At 38.0% G+C, this 16,817-nt stretch carries 13 protein-coding genes; 6 read left to right on the top strand and 7 right to left on the bottom strand.

Annotated features, from left to right (window positions below; genetic code table 11):
- Positions 1–35: 35 nt before the first annotated feature.
- Genes nhaD through ETP70_RS01095 form a run of 3 tightly spaced genes read right to left on the bottom strand, consistent with a single transcriptional unit; the run spans position 36 to position 2,988 of the window.
- A complete protein-coding gene (gene nhaD, locus ETP70_RS01105) occupies positions 36–1,343 on the bottom strand; it encodes a sodium:proton antiporter NhaD (RefSeq protein WP_151899435.1) in 1,308 nt (435 codons plus the stop codon).
- Entirely contained in the window at positions 1,343–2,794 is a 1,452-nt protein-coding gene (nadB, locus tag ETP70_RS01100) for an L-aspartate oxidase (RefSeq protein WP_151899434.1), read from the bottom strand. The genes nhaD and nadB overlap by 1 nt, the downstream gene beginning before the upstream one ends.
- Entirely contained in the window at positions 2,794–2,988 is a 195-nt protein-coding gene (locus tag ETP70_RS01095; protein ID WP_151899433.1) for a hypothetical protein, read from the bottom strand. Before ETP70_RS01095 ends, nadB begins: the two co-directional genes overlap by 1 nt.
- Before the next feature lie 81 nt (positions 2,989–3,069).
- Here ETP70_RS01095 and ETP70_RS01090 point away from each other — a divergent pair, with 81 nt between their 5' ends.
- The 6 genes from ETP70_RS01090 to ETP70_RS01065 all read left to right on the top strand — a co-directional run bounded on the left by ETP70_RS01090 (position 3,070) and on the right by ETP70_RS01065 (position 10,738).
- A complete protein-coding gene (locus ETP70_RS01090) occupies positions 3,070–3,408 on the top strand; it encodes a hypothetical protein (protein ID WP_230973291.1) in 339 nt (112 codons plus the stop codon).
- The gene (uvrC, locus tag ETP70_RS01085) at positions 3,398–5,200 is read left to right on the top strand and encodes an excinuclease ABC subunit UvrC (RefSeq protein WP_151899431.1); all 1,803 of its coding nucleotides are present in this window, start codon (positions 3,398–3,400) and stop codon (positions 5,198–5,200) included. Before ETP70_RS01090 ends, uvrC begins: the two co-directional genes overlap by 11 nt.
- Before the next feature lie 69 nt (positions 5,201–5,269).
- Positions 5,270–5,686: a PAS domain-containing protein gene (locus ETP70_RS01080; protein WP_151899430.1), complete on the top strand. Its 417-nt coding sequence runs from the start codon at positions 5,270–5,272 to the stop codon at positions 5,684–5,686.
- Positions 5,687–5,697: 11 nt separating this feature from the next.
- Positions 5,698–7,164: an Hpt domain-containing protein gene (locus tag ETP70_RS01075; RefSeq protein WP_151899429.1), complete on the top strand. Its 1,467-nt coding sequence runs from the start codon at positions 5,698–5,700 to the stop codon at positions 7,162–7,164.
- A 3-nt stretch (positions 7,165–7,167) separates the two neighbouring features.
- A complete protein-coding gene (locus ETP70_RS01070; protein WP_151899428.1) occupies positions 7,168–10,350 on the top strand; it encodes an ATP-binding protein in 3,183 nt (1,060 codons plus the stop codon).
- A 10-nt stretch (positions 10,351–10,360) separates the two neighbouring features.
- Positions 10,361–10,738 carry a response regulator gene (locus ETP70_RS01065; protein ID WP_151899427.1) on the top strand — a complete coding sequence of 126 codons (378 nt, stop codon included), beginning with the start codon at positions 10,361–10,363 and terminating at the stop codon, positions 10,736–10,738.
- A 53-nt stretch (positions 10,739–10,791) separates the two neighbouring features.
- Here ETP70_RS01065 and ETP70_RS01060 read toward each other — a convergent pair whose 3' ends face one another.
- From ETP70_RS01060 to ETP70_RS01045, 4 genes are all read right to left on the bottom strand, one after another.
- Entirely contained in the window at positions 10,792–13,509 is a 2,718-nt protein-coding gene (locus ETP70_RS01060; RefSeq protein ID WP_151899426.1) for a RecB-like helicase, read from the bottom strand.
- Positions 13,502–13,882: a HepT-like ribonuclease domain-containing protein gene (locus ETP70_RS01055; RefSeq protein WP_230973290.1), complete on the bottom strand. Its 381-nt coding sequence runs from the start codon at positions 13,880–13,882 to the stop codon at positions 13,502–13,504. The genes ETP70_RS01060 and ETP70_RS01055 overlap by 8 nt, the downstream gene beginning before the upstream one ends.
- Positions 13,875–14,162 carry a nucleotidyltransferase family protein gene (locus tag ETP70_RS01050; protein ID WP_151899425.1) on the bottom strand — a complete coding sequence of 96 codons (288 nt, stop codon included), beginning with the start codon at positions 14,160–14,162 and terminating at the stop codon, positions 13,875–13,877. The genes ETP70_RS01055 and ETP70_RS01050 overlap by 8 nt, the downstream gene beginning before the upstream one ends.
- Positions 14,163–14,471: 309 nt before the next feature.
- Positions 14,472–16,817 (bottom strand): PD-(D/E)XK nuclease family protein, encoded by a 2,346-nt coding sequence (locus ETP70_RS01045; RefSeq protein ID WP_151899424.1) that lies wholly within the window; start codon positions 16,815–16,817, stop codon positions 14,472–14,474.

Below are 16,817 nucleotides of genomic sequence, written 5' to 3'. Positions count from 1 at the left end.
CCGCACATAAAGTGCGGGTTCCGAAATTTGGATTTTTAATAAAGTCCCATAATTTCAAACTGAACGTACCAGATTATAATAGAGACCGCATATCCCACTAAAATAGTCCATGAATGCTTCATGTGTGAACCGAAAGTATAGATTCCGCGAAGTTTTCCCATAACTCCGACACCGGCTGCCGAACCAAAAGAGATCAGACTGCCGCCTATACCCGCTGTCATGGTTACAAGCATCCACTGGTCTATTCCCATGTTTGGAGAAGATTTTAAAATTGCACTCATTACCGGTACATTGTCTACAATTGCAGAAAGGAATCCGACACCGATATTGGCTGTGGTTGAACCAAGCAACTCATACAGATGATGGATGTATTCCAAAAAGCCTAAAAAGTGCAATGCTCCGACAGCCGAAAGAATACCGAAGAAGAAAAGAAGCGTATCGTTCTCTACCTTTTCCATATTGACATAAATGTTAAAACTGTTCTTTCCTGTTCTTTCAAGCTGGAACGCATAAAGTTTTAAAATAGCCAGACCGAACATCATACCCCACATTGCCGGAAAATGAAAAAATGTATGCCCGAGAACAGCAATTGCAATGGTCAATACTCCCAAATAGGCAACGGTTATTCCACCATCAAGTACTTTGGGTTTCTTTTCTGTCGCTGCATCAAACGGCGGTTCTCCCGAGGGAACGGACAAAGAGAGTAAAAATGCTGTAACAACCCAGCCGACAACAGAAGCAGGAAAGAGGAAAAGAAAGTCCACAAACTCTCCTTTGCCGGCAGTCCATGCCATGAGTGTTGTAATGTCACCAAACGGAGACCATGCGCCGCCTGCATTGGCAGCTACGACAATATTTATAGCTCCCGGAACCAAAAATGCAAGATTTTTCTTGTCAATCGTAAAAAGCACGGTGGAAAGGATCAAAGCAGTTGTCAGGTTGTCTGCGACAGGGGAGATAAAAAATGCCAGCAGACCGGTCAGCCAAAAGAGTTTTTTATAGGTATACCCTTTTGAGACAAGTTTATACTTTAACAGATCAAAAACACCGCGTTCTAAAAGCGTCTCAATAAAAGTCATTGCAACAAGCAGGAAAAAGAAAATTTCGGCTATTTCCAAAATCAGTTTTTCCAGTTCATCATGCAGCGGATCAGGATTCATCCCGTTAATAGCATAATAAATACCGATAAGCATAAACATAAATGTACCGGCAAACAGTGCCGGTTTTGCTTTGTTTATCTCATATTTTTCTTCTGTAGCGATAAAATAATACGCTATAACAAAGACAGCTAAGCTCAGCCATCCTACCCAGGTTGTTGCAAGATTTATTGCTTCGTGTTCCATTAATTCTCCTCTTGTATTGTATGAACCCCTATGGATTCATGCCTGTTTAATGCAGATATTACTATCTCTTTTGCCGTCAGTAAACGAAATTTTAGTAGTTTACCAATATTTTCATTTAAAAGTGCATTAATTGTGGATAAAGCATCGTTTAATCCGCTTTTTGTACGAATTATAGAAACATTTTCCCACATTATTCGTCTGAGCTGGTCTTTTTTCGCCTTGTCCTCTTTGAGACTCATCACCTCATCATGGAGTTCAAATGTTTTCATACTTTTAGGAGTGTCAATATTTTTTAAAATATCATCCACTGCCCTTTTTGCAAAAACCAAACCCTCCAACAGTGAGTTCGATGCCAGTCTGTTTGCTCCATGCACCCTTGTTGAAGCAACTTCGCCAACAGCATACAAATTTTTTACATTTGGCACTCTGGCATTCAAATCGGTGCGAATACCACCGATGGCATAATGAAAAGCAGGCGATATCGGAACCCTTTGCGCAGGAACATTAAAGCCCAGTTCCCTTAGGTTCTTGCAAATATTTGGAAACCTGTGTTCAAAATACTCTTTATCAAAATTTTCACAGTTGAGATACACATGCATACCTGTCTTCTTTTTATATTTATATATTGCCTTGCTGACAATATCGCGTGAAGCCAGCTCGCCTCTCTCATCATAATCAAACAGGAATCTTTTTCCGGTTTCATCCTCTATGGTTGCCCCTTCTCCACGGAGAGCTTCTGTCAAGAGCATTTTTTGGGCATTGTTGGAATTTACAAATACAGTGGGATGAAACTGCAACATTTCCATTCTGTCAAGGGCTATGCCTTTCATCACACAAAGTCCCTGTATATCAGCACTGATACAGGGTGCATTTGTATGGTATTCATACAAAGAACCTACGCCTCCGCTCGCTATAATGACATTTTTTGCATATATGTTTCTGCGCTGTCTGTGATCAAGTACGGTAACGCCATAACATTCGCCATTATCAATCAGCAGATCAACGACTCTTGCATCACTGAGCATCGCATGGGCAGTATGTTCAAGAAGAAAATGGTGCAGATATCTCCCCGTCGCATCACCGCCTGCATGCAGTATCCGTTCGCAGGAATGTGCCGCCTCTTTTGTATAAAGAAGTTCCCCCTCTTCATTGGTGTCAAAACGAAACCCCTGTTCTATCAGGTCATCAATCGCCTGACGTGAATTCTGGCTCAGCACATCCACCGCTTCCGGATCACACAGCCCGTCACCGGCGGCAAGCGTATCTTTTATATGTACCGGAATATCCGCTTCATCACGAGCCAGCGCTACTCCGCCCTGGGCATAGAATGTATTGCATTTAAAAGTTTCCCGCTTATTGATAATAAGCACTTTTTTCTCAGCAGGGATATTCATACTTGCATAGAGTCCTGCCACACCTGCGCCTATTATTACTACATCATATTCAGTCATTACGGTGCACAGCTTTCATTCGTATCATTATTAAACTCTTTCTTTTGAATAATAAACTTCACATTTTTATCCTCTTTTGGTACACTCTGTTCATAATAAGGGGGTGCTTTATAGCCGCACCCGCTTACGCTTAATAAAAAGCTTGCTATAATTAGCCTATGAAAAACAGCAGTGATATTCTCAACTCTCTTCAAAATAAACCTCAATTTTCCAAACTGTCTCAATACAAATGCATTCATAAAATACAATCGGCATTCAGTCCCCCTTTACAAAAGATGATTAAGTTTTCATATATAAAAAATAAAATACTTTTTTTCGTTCTCAATCATCCCGGTGCCAAACAAGAATTTGATAATAGTATACAAAGCATTAAAAGTGCTTTAAAGTTTCACACTCCCGCAGAATGTGAAAATGAAACTATAACAGATATAAAAGCTTTTGTTACACATAAACCTGCTTTACATGGAGACACAACAGCATTGACACAACCCAGAAAAATTGTATCCTACAGGGAAAGAGCAACGGGAAACTTTGACATTCCTGTTCATGATGAAAAACTCAGAGAACTTATTCTCTCTATCCAAAAAATTATAAAAGAAAAAAATGACACTTAAAGAAAAAATCCAACAACTGCCGAACAACCCGGGAGTCTATCAGTATTTTGACAAAAACGGCCATCTCCTGTATGTGGGCAAAGCCAAGAACCTTGCCAAGCGTGTAAAAAGCTACTGGCAGTTTACTCCCGAACTTTGTGCAAATCCGCAGCTCTCTTTGCGCATCTCAAAAATGATAAACCAAACCGTTTCCATGGATTATATCATTGTAAATTCCGAACATGATGCGCTCATACTTGAAAATTCACTGATCAAACAGCTGGGTCCGAAATACAATATTTTGCTCCGTGATGACAAAACCTACCCCTACATTTATATAGACAACTCTCAGGAGTACCCTCGGTTCGACATTACAAGAAAGGTGATTAACTCCAAAGATATCACCTACTATGGTCCCTACTCTGTCGGTGCGAGAGATATTCTCAACTCCATTTATGATATTTGCAAACTTGTACAGAAAAAATCCTGTCTGAAGTCAAAAAAACTTTGTCTCTACTATCAGATAGACAAATGTCTCGGTCCCTGTGAACTGCCAATCAGCAAAGAGCGTTATCAGCAGGAAGTAACACTTGCATCGCAGCTGATTAAAAACAAAAAACTGCTTCTTGGCAAACTGGAAGAAAAAATGGAGTTTTATGCCCAGGAGTTGCGCTTTGAAGAAGCCGCCGAGCTCAGAGACACCATAGAGAGAATAGAACGGTCCCAGATTAAAAGCGAAATTGATTTTGCCACAAATGAACATTATGATATTTTTGCAATAGAAAATTCTGAAAAAAGAGCGGTAGTTGTAAAAATATTTATGCGACACGGCAAAATAATCTCTTCTTCTCATGAGTATCTGCAGCTTCATGAAGGCTTGGATTTGAATGAGCTCTATTCAAGAGCACTGCTTGGATTTTACAAAGATGAAAAGCCTCCCATCGTTGCTCCGATTCTTCTTCCTCAGAGTTTTGAGGACAAAGAACTTATAGCGCATCACCTCACAAAAGTATTTGGTCAAAAAGCACACATTCTCATCCCTCAAAGAGGAAAGAAAAAAGACTTGATTGCTTTGGCAAAATTAAATGCAGCGGAGTTATTGAAAAAAGACAAAGAAACACTTAATGTCAAAATACTCGAAGAACTCCAGGAACTGTGTCAATTGCAAAAAATTCCAAACAGAGTGGAAATATTTGACAATTCCCATATGTCCGGTGTTGCAACAGTCGGAGCTATGGTCGTATATGAAAATGCAAAGTTTGACAAGAAATCCTACAGAACCTATCATCTGGAGGCAAAAGACGAGTACTCCCAAATGCGCGAAACACTTACAAAAAGAGTAGAGAGTTTTTCTAAAAATTCACCGCCGGACCTGTGGATACTCGACGGAGGAGCAACACTGCTTAAACTTGCACTTGACATACTTGAATCCAACGGTATCGCCCTTGATGTCATAGCCATTTCAAAAGAAAAAGTTGATGCCAAGGCACACCGGGCCAAAGGAAATGCTCAGGATATTCTCTATACAAAAGAGAAAATTTTCAGACTCAAAACAAGTGACAAACGTCTGCAGTGGGTTCAAAATTTACGGGATGAAGCACACAGAGCAGCGATCACATTTCACAAAAAAACAAAACTCAAACTTGACCAGGAGAGCAGACTTTTAAGTTTACATGGAATATCGGCTGCAAAAATTCAAAAACTGCTCAATCATTATGGCACCTTTGAAGCACTCAAAAGTGCCACATTTGATGATATTCGTTCACTTTTAAATACAAAAGATGCAAAAACCATCAAAAATTTTTATAAATAAGTTTTTTTTTCACTCCTTTATGATATATTTGTGAGAATTCAAGTGAATCACTAATTATAAGGTTTTTTAATGAGCAAAATTATCCCTGTAGACGAAGAGTATTTTTTTGACGGAAATGTCATTATTTCTCAGACAGATTTAAAAGGTGTTATTACCTATGCAAACAAACTATTTTGCAGTGTATCCGGTTATAAAGCCGATGAACTGGTAGGACAACCCCACAACATACTCAGACATCCGGATATGCCGCGCAGCATATTTGCAAAAATGTGGGAAACTATTCAAAGTGGACAGGCTTGGAACGGACTTGTAAAAAACCTTAGAAAAGACGGTCTGTACTACTGGGTAGAGACAGAAATTCTGCCAATCAGAGATAATGATGAAAATATAACAGGTTATATTGCTGCCAGAAAAGCAGCCTCTCGCAAAGATATTCAAGAAACAGAAGAAACATATAAAAAGATGCTTGAGACAGAAGAGGAATAAGGGATGGAAGAATGCTAATTTATAATTTTCAAAAAGAGTTTTTGGGTATTGACGAAAAAAACCTGCATACACTGGGATATAAAGATTTGGCTGATCTGCGCGCAGAAGTGACAGATTTCGCAGATTTGTTTGTAAAAACACCAGGATATATACATAATTTTCAGCATGTGCACTGGATTGACTATATAACATGTGCAGAGTCTAATGAAGAATCCAAAGTCATCATTAATGCCAATTCAAAAAACTACAAAGCAATAATTACAATTACAAATGCCTACCTTGTAGACAATCCGACTCAAAAAGCCTATATAGTACACTTAAACAATCTGCGAACACTTACAGCGCAGGAGTATGATGCTATTTCAGGAGATATTACGCAAAGAACAATACCGGAAACAGTATCTCCACAGCAGTCACAACCAATCCTTAAGACAACAGAAGAACCAACAGTCATACAAGATGAGTATGACACTCCGTTACATGTGGAGACACAAGAGAAAGAAGACCTTGATGCAATGCTGGATGTAGGTGACTTAAGCATCGAAACCCCGGAAGTAACAAAGACAGAGCCTTTCGTTCAGGAATCTCCTCAAAAACCGAAAAGCACCTATGTTTTTGACCCCAATATCGCATCAAAAGAGCTTGGTTTGCCACTTGATTTGATTGAAGAGTTTATACAGGATTTTATAACCCAGGCAAACGACTTTAAAGATGAACTTTACAAATCACTTGAAGAAGGAAATATTGATAATGTTAAAACTCTTTCGCACAAGCTTAAAGGAGTCGCAGCGAATCTTCGTATTGAAGATGCACATGAAGTACTTTCAATTATAAATGCTACTTCTGATGTCGATATCATACAGACAAACCTGGATGATTTTTACAGAATTATTGCAAAATTAGCCGGTGAAGAAGATCTTGCCACCATAAAAGATGATGAAGTGCCTCAAAAAATTGAAATTCCGGAACTTTATGATGATGATTTTGTTGCACCACAGGAATCTGAAGAAATTCTCACTTTTAAAGATGATGAACCTGAACTGACTTTGGAATTTAAAGAAGAGCCGGAGATTCAAGAAGAACAGGAAATTCAGGAAGAGACAGAGACGCAGGAAGAGACAGAGACGCAGGAAGAGACAGAAACGCAGGAAGAATCAGAAAATGAGAAAAAATATTCTAAAGAAAAAATTGCCAATGAGATAGGCCTGGATTTAGAGAGTTTCAATGAACTCTTTGAAGACTTTATAAAAGAAGCACATGCTATAATTGCAAAAATAAATGATGCTCTCGCCACCCAAGACTACCCTGCACTGAAGCGGCAGGCCTTAAAATTAAAAGGAATGAGTGACAATATGAGAATGCACACTTTTACAAATGAACTTGAAACACTCACACACTCTACAGATAAAGAGACGCTGACACAAACTGTAAAAGAGATAGAAAATATACTTACAGCAATTTCAAAAGAAGAGGAATAGGCAATGCAAATAGGACTAAAAAACAGACTTCGACTTATTAGTTTATTACCGATTATTATTTTAATTTCTATTACAAGTTATTTTGTATATAACTCATACGAAAACTATAAAGCAGCACAACTTCTTCAGGATAAACTTTCCACAAACAGGCAACTCAACAACCTTCTGAGAAATGTTTCCCGGGAAAGAGGTATGACCGTAATGTACCTTGGTAATTCCTCACCAAATACATTAAAATCACTCTTAAAGCAGAGAAAGATCGTTGACAAACAGGAAAAACTCTATTTTCAAAAGCTACAGGCACTTTCACAAAAAGACACGGCATTAAAAAATGCGATGCAAAGTATAAAACATGCCAGAACATTGGTTGATACACATAAAATAAACTTTGAAGATATATACAATAAGGTATACGGTAAAGCAGAAAAAATAATTATCAAGCAGCTTGAAACGATTACGTCGCACCAGCTTGACAGTAAAATCAACACTTATGCTTCTGTTTATATTTCGCTGGTACGTGCAAATGCCTATACTGCAGATGAACGTGACTTTATCTCTTATACCCTTGCCCGTTCAACAGAAATGGAAGAAGAAGAGATAAATCAATGGCTCTCATTAATCGCAAAAGCCGATGCTATCAACTTCTATAACCTCAAAGACAAAAATCTTGAGAAAAAGCTTGATGAACTATTTAAAAGTGATGATGCTCTTGAGCTCTTTGATGACCTTAACTCAGAACGTGCTTCTATTTTAATTGCTGCAGCAAGCGGAGAGTATGAAACAAACCCGGGTGTCTGGTTTGCCATGCTTTCAGAAAAAAGCAACCTTATTTCAGAGGGAGAAAATGTTGTCCTGAGTGCCATGGACACCAGAGCCGTTCAGGTAAAAACAGAAGCTTTACAGTTTTTGACCATTACATTGACAATTTGGCTGATTTCAATCATATTGGCAGTTTTGGGCTTTTTGCTCTCTAATGAAATTGCCAGAAATATTCACAACCTTGAAGGTGTCCTCAGAAAAGTTGCAGAAGACACGAATGAAAGCGACAAAGCAGTTGAGATCAATCTTCATACAGCCAAAGGGACAGAAGAAGCCTACAGTCTTTTGGAAAAAATCATTGAACAGACAAAACGGGATAAAGAAGCAGCACAGGAAGCGAGTGAAGCAAAATCGATGTTTCTTGCAAATATGTCCCATGAAATTCGTACACCGCTCAACGGAATTGTTGGCTTTACGGAACTTCTTAAAGATACAGGACTCAAAGAAGAGCAACAGGAGTTTGTTGAAATTATTGAAAAATCTTCAGAAAATCTGCTTGAAATTATCAACAATATTCTTGACCTTTCAAAAATCGAGAGCAATAAACTTGAAATTGAAGATGTAATCTTTAATCCTATAGAAGAGTTTGAAAGTGCCGTTGATGTATATGCTGTCCGTGCAAGTGAAAAGCACATTGATCTGGGATGTTTTATTGACCCTGAACTTGAACAGCCGCTCAAAGGTGACCCGACAAAAATTAAAGAAGTTCTTATTAACCTGCTCTCTAATGCTGTGAAGTTTACAAGCAGTTCCGGAGCTATCAATGTCGATATCAGAAAACTGCAATCACCTCAGGAAGGAACAACACGTATCAGATTTGAAGTGCAAGACAGCGGTATCGGTGTTACAAGCGAGCAAAAATCCAGAATTTTTGAAGCTTTTTCACAGGCAGACACATCCATTACACGTAAATACGGCGGTACAGGTCTTGGTCTTACAATTTCTGCGCGTTTTATTGAACTGATGGGCGGACAACTTGATCTGCACAGTGAACCGGGAGAAGGAACAACTTTCTTCTTTACACTTGATTTTGAAGAGATAGAAGTTATCAGCGAAAGTGCCAAAGAACAATATATGGGAATCAATGCTTTAATTTTAGAGTCTGCTCATAAAACAAAGAGACAAGACACCTATCTCAAAGAGTATCTTGATTTTTACGGCGTAAGCTATACAACATTTAAAAACAAAAATGAAAGTGAAACACTCCAGCGACAAATAAATTATGATATGCTTTTTGTAGATTATGAATATGCAACCGAAGAAGAATTAAAAGCATACAGCACTCTTCCGCAAAAGCTGATACTTCTTACAAAATCTTATTTTATGAGAAAAATCGACTCTATGGGTATTGAGATATTTAAGACCATATATGAGCCATTAAATAATACCAAATTAAAAGCAGCCCTTGAAAATTACCAAAGTCAAAATTTTACAGCACCAAAATTAAAAACAACTTCAAACAAAGTCTTTACAGTCGGTTCGTCTAAATTTGCAGCAAAAGTACTTGTTGCAGAAGACAATATAATCAACCAAAAACTGATAAAACGGACACTTGAAGACTTGGGACTCACTGTTGATATCGCATCCAATGGACTTGAAGCATTTCAAAAACGCAAAGACAATAACTATGATCTGATTTTTATGGATATCCAAATGCCTTTCCTTGATGGTATAGAAGCGACGCAGGAGATTCTTGAATATGAAGAGGTATACAACCAGCCCCATGTTCCAATAATCGCTTTAACAGCAAATGCACTCAAGGGTGATCGTGAAAGATTTTTAGCAGCCGGACTTGATGAATATACAACAAAACCATTAGTACGTGAAGAGATCATAACACTGCTGAATCATTTTTTAGCAGACCACATTGTGGATGTCAATGATGCAAAGACAGAAGAAAAGAAAACAGAAAAAGCACAACAGCAGGAAGAAGAAGCAAAAGAAGAAGAAAAAGCAGTACCGGAAAAAGAAGAAAAAGCAGTACCGGAACAAGTTCCGGCAAAATACAAAGCTGATATTCTTCTTGCTAAAAAAAGTCCCTTTGAAACAAAGCTTTTTACAAAAATTCTCAGTTCACTTGGATATACTTACGAAGTCATAGACAATATAGATGAATTGCAAAAGAAAATTGAAGAGGAGAGCTATAAACTTATATTGTTTGACAAAGAGACAGAAACTTTAGACTTGAAAGATTTCGCCCGGTCAGTCAAAGAGAAAAGTCAAAAAAACAATCTCTCCACCTACCTGGTATTGATTGTAGATCCGGCTGTACCTGTAAGTGAAGAAGATTCAAAATATGTAGATGAAACGATTAAAAATATTATAAACAAAGACTTGCTGAGACTTGTTATAGAAAAATTTATTTAAGGAAATAACTATGAAAAAAACTGATTTGGTTGTGCTTGCAGTTGATGATGATCTCATTAATTTGAAGCTTTTAAAATCTATGCTGATGAAAAGCGGAAATGTAAAAGAGGTTGTCGAAGCAAAAAACGGCTCAGATGCCATAGGTGTTTTAAAAAGCCGTGATGATATTGACTTGATACTCTTGGATATCATTATGCCTATCATGGGTGGTATCGATATGCTTAAAGTCGTGCGTGCCGATGAAAGTCTGCGTCAACTTCCTATTTTGGTTCTTACAACAGATGAAACAAAAAAAGCAGAAGCTTTGGAGTGCGGCGCAAATGGATTTTTAATGAAACCTATACGCAATGACGATTTGATTGCAAAAATCAAAACAGTCATCGTCTAAACTGCAAAACAGGTTCTGCACAAGAACCTGTTTTTAATACCTCTTCTACCCGTTTAAACGGTCTCTATTTTAACGGCATCTTCCAAGATATAGCAGATATAGCCACGCACTTCATCTCCCGTTATCTCTTTCACTGCTTTTACATAGTATCGAACCTGCTTGCGATGCTCCTCGGTAAAATGCATCGCACTTTTGTAGTCTATCACACTCCACTCTCCCTTTTCATGTTTGACCAACAAATCAAGATAACGCAGATTGTTCTTATAGCGCAGAGCCTTTTCTTTATAGCATACTCCCCGGGTCAAAGTCAAAAACTCCGGTGCAGCAACAAGCCGCTCTATTCTCTGCTGTATATCATCTATCTCTGGCTCTGTGAGCATAAAGCCATATTTGTTCAGCATCATATCTTTGGCACAAGCAAGCGCTTCTTGTGTAAACTCCTGCATCATCTCCAGAGTATAGTGCAAAGCAATTCCAAAATTAATGGCTTGCAAATCTTCTTCATTGTGTTTTTCTAATGCCAACAAATCACTCTGTGTTCCGTAATAGATATTTTCAAACGAAAGTTTTTTATATGCCTGCGGTATGTTTTTGGCTTTACATGTAGAGCGCAGTTCTCCGAAGCTTTGAGGTTGTAAATCCAGCAATGCAAATATGGAATCTTTTGGTTTTGCAAGGATGATCAAGTTTTCTCTTGCTCTTGTAAAAGCAACATACAGGGCATTCAAACTGTCTTCTCGTATAAGCTCTTTTTCTTTGGAAAGAGCATAGGCATAATCATGGTCAATAAGCTCTCTGTTTTTTGTTCTCAGATAAAGATTTTGCAGTTTGATGCCGTCATAATTGTAAATAATGGCATCTCTTGGGGCAGGAGCCTTTTTCAGTCTGTCCATGACAATCACATGCTCATACTCCAGGCCTTTTGATTTATGTACCGTTAAAACCCTCACTCCACTGATATCAGCCGCCGCTGCAGAAGTATCAAGTCTTTCATACTCAAACAAAAGCGCTTCAATATCTGCATATTTGGATACAGCATTCAAAAAGCGAATCAGGTGAAAATCATCTTGAAAAAGTCTGTACTCTTCTATACATCTCTTCACAACATCTACAAGCTTGACACTGTTAAAATCTACAGTGGCAACAGCCCTGACCTCCTGATTTATCAAAGCAAAAAAGTTCTGTCTGTAAATCTCTTCTCTGAAATAGAGATATTTCAAATACTCCAAAACAGCCTTGACACTTCTTTGGTTGATAAGCTTTGTGGTTGTCTCAGTCACAACCTCTATATTTTGTTCGTCAAGTACGTTTTTAATGACCTGTCCGTCACTGTTAGTCGCACATAAAACGGCAATGTCATTCACATCTGCGCCAAGATCTATCAAGCGCTTTACCTGCTCAACCAGTGCATCCAAAAGTTCCTCATCTGCAATCACTTCGACAAAACCGCCCTGTGCCTCTTTGCGAACAAGCTGAGGAGTGTAGTTTTTTATTTTATCCGCAAAGACTCTGTTGACAAACGCTATAACCTCTTTTTGCGAACGGTAGTTTGTCAAAAGTTTTTTTACCTCGGTGCGGTGCTCTTTTGCCACCTCCCCAAAAAGAGCCGACACACCTCCCCTAAAACGGTAAATAGACTGTTTAACATCCCCCACAAAGAAAAAACTTCCCTCGCTGCAGACACCCACACCCGAAGTTATCTCTGTGATAAGCGGTTTTAAAATCTCATACTGCAATATGCTGGTATCTTGGAATTCATCAAGCAGCATATGTTCTATCGTTGCATCGAGGCGAAAGTACAGAAATTCGCTCTCATTGAGACGGTGCAAAATCTCATACACCAGAAGCGTCACATCCGAAAAACTGAGTTCTCCCTCATCTACATAGAGTGCTTTTTTTGCCTTTTTGTAAAGTGTAACAAGTTCATTCAGGGCATAGAAAAAATTCTGCTCTTTTGCCTTTGCATGCGACTGTACGGCACGCTGAATTTGCAACAGAGCCGCATCCATTGCAGGGCTGAAGCATTTTTTAAAGACCCAGTAGTTCAGGCTCTCTTTATATACCCATGTTTTTGCTTTGAGTGCTTCAAAATTTTGGGCAACAACGGCTTTTTGCAGTGTCACCGATGCCTCTTTGCAGTTTTTTACAATATTTTGCAAAAGAGAGAGCCCTTGCATCGCCTCCTCTTCATACGCCTGTATCGATTTTTTTTGAAACTTCAGATGAGAAAGTTCCTCTTTTTTAAGATAAAAATCATCCAGCAGCGCAAAAATGTCACTGACACGTTTGTTTGATTCCAAAGAGAGACTGATAAGTGTCTTGCGTTTGTTGGCAACACTGACTTCTTTTAAAAAACGAGACATCAGTTTGACTTCATGCTGGGCATTCGCCGTTGAAAAATCGGGCATCAAAAAGGCATACAGAGAAAATTTTCTCAAAATCTGAGCGAAAAAGCTGTCTATCGTCATAATCTTCGTATGTGCATTTAAAAACTCGGCCAAAATCTGCGACCGTTTTGCCAAAATCTCTTTGTCAGACATCCCACACTCTTTGGCAATTTCATGCAATTCCATACGTGATTCCAATGCCTGCAGTGTCTCGACAATCCGCTCACTCATCTCGGCAGCCGCTTTATTTGTAAAAGTAAGAGCCAAAACCTTCGCAGGCTCCGCACCTTTAAAAAGTAGAGAAAGATAGCGCACAACAAGCATAAAAGTCTTCCCGCTCCCCGCACTCGCTTCGTAGGCAAGATTATTTTTAAACTTAGACATGAAGATCTTTTATTATTTCAACAGTTGCTTCTAAAAGATTGTGTATATCATTTTGACAAATTTCAAATATTACCTCCGCATCCAAATCAAAATAGTGATGAGATAAAACATCTCGCACTCCCTTTACCTGTCTCCACGGAATATTTGGATACTGAGGCAATATTTTTCCCTCAGACAATTTATCAATATTTTTAAAACCCTCTCCAATAGCAATTAGTCGCATTGAGATACTATCAAGTTTTAAAAGTCCCTCATCGTTTTCTAAAAAATCATCACTCGAATTTATTTTTTGGCATCTTTGAATAATGAGTTCTAATGATATTCGTATATCATCAAGTGTGGATAAAATCATTCTTTGTTTATCATTAAGCATAAATCAAATCTTTTTGAATCATTTCCAGGAAAAAAGGTTTCATATTTTTATGTTCACGCACAATATCCACTTTTATATGCAAATCTTCTTCTATCTGCTCTTTTATTGCAATCATATCAAACATATTAGGTCTCATTTTTACAAAAATATCTATATCACTCTGCGGTGTTGCTTCATCTCTTGCATAACTTCCGAACAATCCAATTTTTTCAACCGCATATTGTTTATGGAACTCGGGGTAATGCTCTTTTAAATAATTAAGTACATCACGTTTTGTCATAATAATATACCTCTTTTTTGCTTTCTTAAGTGTATTATAGCATTTCTGTAAATAACAAACTTAGCCATTATTTTCTCTCAAGACCTCTTCCGTTATTTCATCTGCACTTTTTTCATCGGCATAAAAATACTCTTTTACAAATGTATAATGCCCCAAAATTCAATATCCCACAATACTGTCGTGATTATAAAACATTCCAATCAAGTTTAAAATATTTATATAGTTTAGGCGTGTTGATGATATGGCTTTTCAGACCTTTATTTTCAATTTTACTGTATTCATAAATAATATTTTGCATTATACTTACAATTAATCTCTATTACACATGATGGCATATTCACAAAACTGGCAGGGCTTTGTCTCTTCACATTTTTCAAAGTTGACGGACTCTATGGAAAGGAGATCTTTGATATGAGATTTTAATATTTCTGTTTTTTCTTGCAAAAATGCTTCCGGGATGATTTGAGACTCTTTCAAATCATAAAAACCGCAACGCTCAACGTTTCCAAAACCGCCGGCCAAAAGAGCGTAAAATTCAAGCTGAAAGTCCGTTGCCTCTGTGTAGTTGTTTTTATTGTAAAGCATGTAGGCACCTGTTTTATAGTCAAGCACCTCGATAAGATTTTCTTTTTTATCTATTCTGTCTATTTGACCGACAATTTTCATGCCTGCAAAATTCGTTTCTAAAAGTTCTTCTGTTTTGAATACTTTCCAGCCTTTTTTAAACCGCTCTATTTCAGCCTCCGCAAAAGCCTCCAGACGTTTTTTTTGCATTTCAACGAGATACTTGTCAAGCTCACTCTCTCCGCAAAAATCATCCAGAGCTTTGTTGATATCTTTTTTGAGCTTTTCGGTATCCGTATAAAAATTCTGCTTTTCATAGACTGCTTTTAATGCACTGTGCACGACATTGCCTATTTCATACTCCTGAGGCATATCTTTTGGTATTTCATGGTTTTTTATATGTTGGATATATTTATAGTAATATTTACGCTTACATGTAAGGAAGGTTTTGAGCCTGCTGGCAGAGAGCGCTACATTTTTAAAACTGTACTCCTCTATTATCTCTTCTTCTTTTTGAAAACCTGCCTCTCTTTTTTGAAAGAGAATTTCAGCGTAGTCCAGTTCTCTGTGCTCATTTTTTTGTGTAATGCCGAGTTGTTTTAAAAACCTTGAACCGCTGCTCTCACTTGAGTTGACATAGGCGATTGCCACCTCTTTTGAGCGTGAAATCAGCATTTGGTAGTAATGTTTCTGCAGGCTTTCCCTGTCTCCCATCGTTGGCAAAGAGGCAGCTTTTCGTATCTGTGTATTTAAAAACATATCTTTATCACTGCGTTTTGGAACATTTTTGTCATCAAAATCTATAATAATTACTGCATCAAAATGAACACTTCTTGTCTCAAGTACTCCCATTACCGTCACTTTGCCCCCACGGACATCATCCACAGTTCTCAAAGCCAGACGCTGCATAAAAATATTCAAGAGTGATTTTACACTCATATCCTGCATAAAAGGCAAAAGTTTTTCTATTTTATGCAACTCCTCGTTCAATATTTTCTTCTCCTGTCTATTGGTAAAAAAAGCAGCCACTTCCTGCATTTTTTGTATAAAATCAATCTCTGAAACTTTTTTATAGTAGAGTCCGTGCAAAAGTAAAAAGAGCTCATCTCCCACTCTTTGTATACGTGCCTCATTCTCTTTTGAGTCCTGTTCTATCGCATTTAATGTTGCTTCGATTTTTTTATAAACTCCGGAGTGACGAAAAGACTCCCCCATTGCAAAGTTCAGATTGCACTTTTCATCAAAGCTTTTAAGTATCGGTGCTGCGGTTTCATTGGGCAAAATGACAGCAATGTTTTGGGGATTATATCCTTTTTGTACAAATTCATAGATTTTCTGCTGTACAAAGGCAACCTGCAAAAGAGATTCGCTGAAACTGTTACATGTAAGCTTGTAATCTGTAGGTATTTTTTCTTTTGTGAGCGTTTTTATGTTGTTAAAGTCAAGTTCATATATAAATCCGGCTTCCAGTTCAAACCCGAGTTCGCCCAGTTTGTTTTGCATCTTTTCATTAAAGCGCGTCGCCCAGAAACGGAGTTTTATAGACATAAACGACTTTGCCTTTTGCAACAGTTCAAGCTCAAAGTTTGTCAGATGCCCGTCTAAATAAATCGTCACATTTTGATGTGTTTTTGCATACGCTTCGTTAAATTCGTAAAGCTTTGGCAAAAATATTCTGTCAAGCAGTTTTTTTTCATTGCACAGTTTTTCATAACGTTTGTAAAGTTCTTGCAAAATGGCAATATGCTCTTCATACTCTGCATAAACATCGGCACTGCTGAGTAGATTGATATCATAAAGTTCTGCACTCAGTTCTTCGTAAAATTTAAAGATATACGAAGAATTTTTGGTAAAGGTAAAAAAATTCCGCTCGATCTGAAGGTTTGCAAAGCCTTTAAAATCTGACGCTTCAAGCAAAAGCAGTATTCTGCTCTCATCATCTATAAATTTATAGCCTTTTACAAGCGTGAGTCTGGCGATAAAATCGCTCATAGTAATGTAGTTGGGTAAAAAGAGTGTCTGTTCTTGTGCAGCAAGCTGCTCGTGACGAATAGCACGGGCAGTCGGAAGGACTATGGTTGTCTCTTCCAT

Origin of the sequence: Sulfurimonas hydrogeniphila (assembly GCF_009068765.1) — a bacterium.
Taxonomy (GTDB): Bacteria; Campylobacterota; Campylobacteria; order Campylobacterales; family Sulfurimonadaceae; genus Sulfurimonas; species Sulfurimonas hydrogeniphila.
The sequence above is the reverse complement of the archived record's forward strand: the minus strand, read 5'-3'. Positions and strand labels throughout refer to the sequence as shown.

Coding starts and splice junctions, on each gene's coding strand:
- nadB (WP_151899434.1), bottom strand. CDS start 2,794: ATGACTGAATATGATGTAGTAATAATAGGCGCAGGTGTGGCAGGACTC.
- nhaD (WP_151899435.1), bottom strand. CDS start 1,343: ATGGAACACGAAGCAATAAATCTTGCAACAACCTGGGTAGGATGGCTG.
- ETP70_RS01090 (WP_230973291.1), top strand. CDS start 3,070: ATGATTAAGTTTTCATATATAAAAAATAAAATACTTTTTTTCGTTCTC.
- ETP70_RS01045 (WP_151899424.1), bottom strand. CDS start 16,817: ATGGAAGAGACAACCATAGTCCTTCCGACTGCCCGTGCTATTCGTCAC.
- ETP70_RS01080 (WP_151899430.1), top strand. CDS start 5,270: ATGAGCAAAATTATCCCTGTAGACGAAGAGTATTTTTTTGACGGAAAT.
- ETP70_RS01050 (WP_151899425.1), bottom strand. CDS start 14,162: ATGACAAAACGTGATGTACTTAATTATTTAAAAGAGCATTACCCCGAG.
- uvrC (WP_151899431.1), top strand. CDS start 3,398: ATGACACTTAAAGAAAAAATCCAACAACTGCCGAACAACCCGGGAGTC.
- ETP70_RS01070 (WP_151899428.1), top strand. CDS start 7,168: ATGCAAATAGGACTAAAAAACAGACTTCGACTTATTAGTTTATTACCG.
- ETP70_RS01055 (WP_230973290.1), bottom strand. CDS start 13,882: ATGCTTAATGATAAACAAAGAATGATTTTATCCACACTTGATGATATA.
- ETP70_RS01060 (WP_151899426.1), bottom strand. CDS start 13,509: ATGTCTAAGTTTAAAAATAATCTTGCCTACGAAGCGAGTGCGGGGAGC.
- ETP70_RS01075 (WP_151899429.1), top strand. CDS start 5,698: ATGCTAATTTATAATTTTCAAAAAGAGTTTTTGGGTATTGACGAAAAA.
- ETP70_RS01065 (WP_151899427.1), top strand. CDS start 10,361: ATGAAAAAAACTGATTTGGTTGTGCTTGCAGTTGATGATGATCTCATT.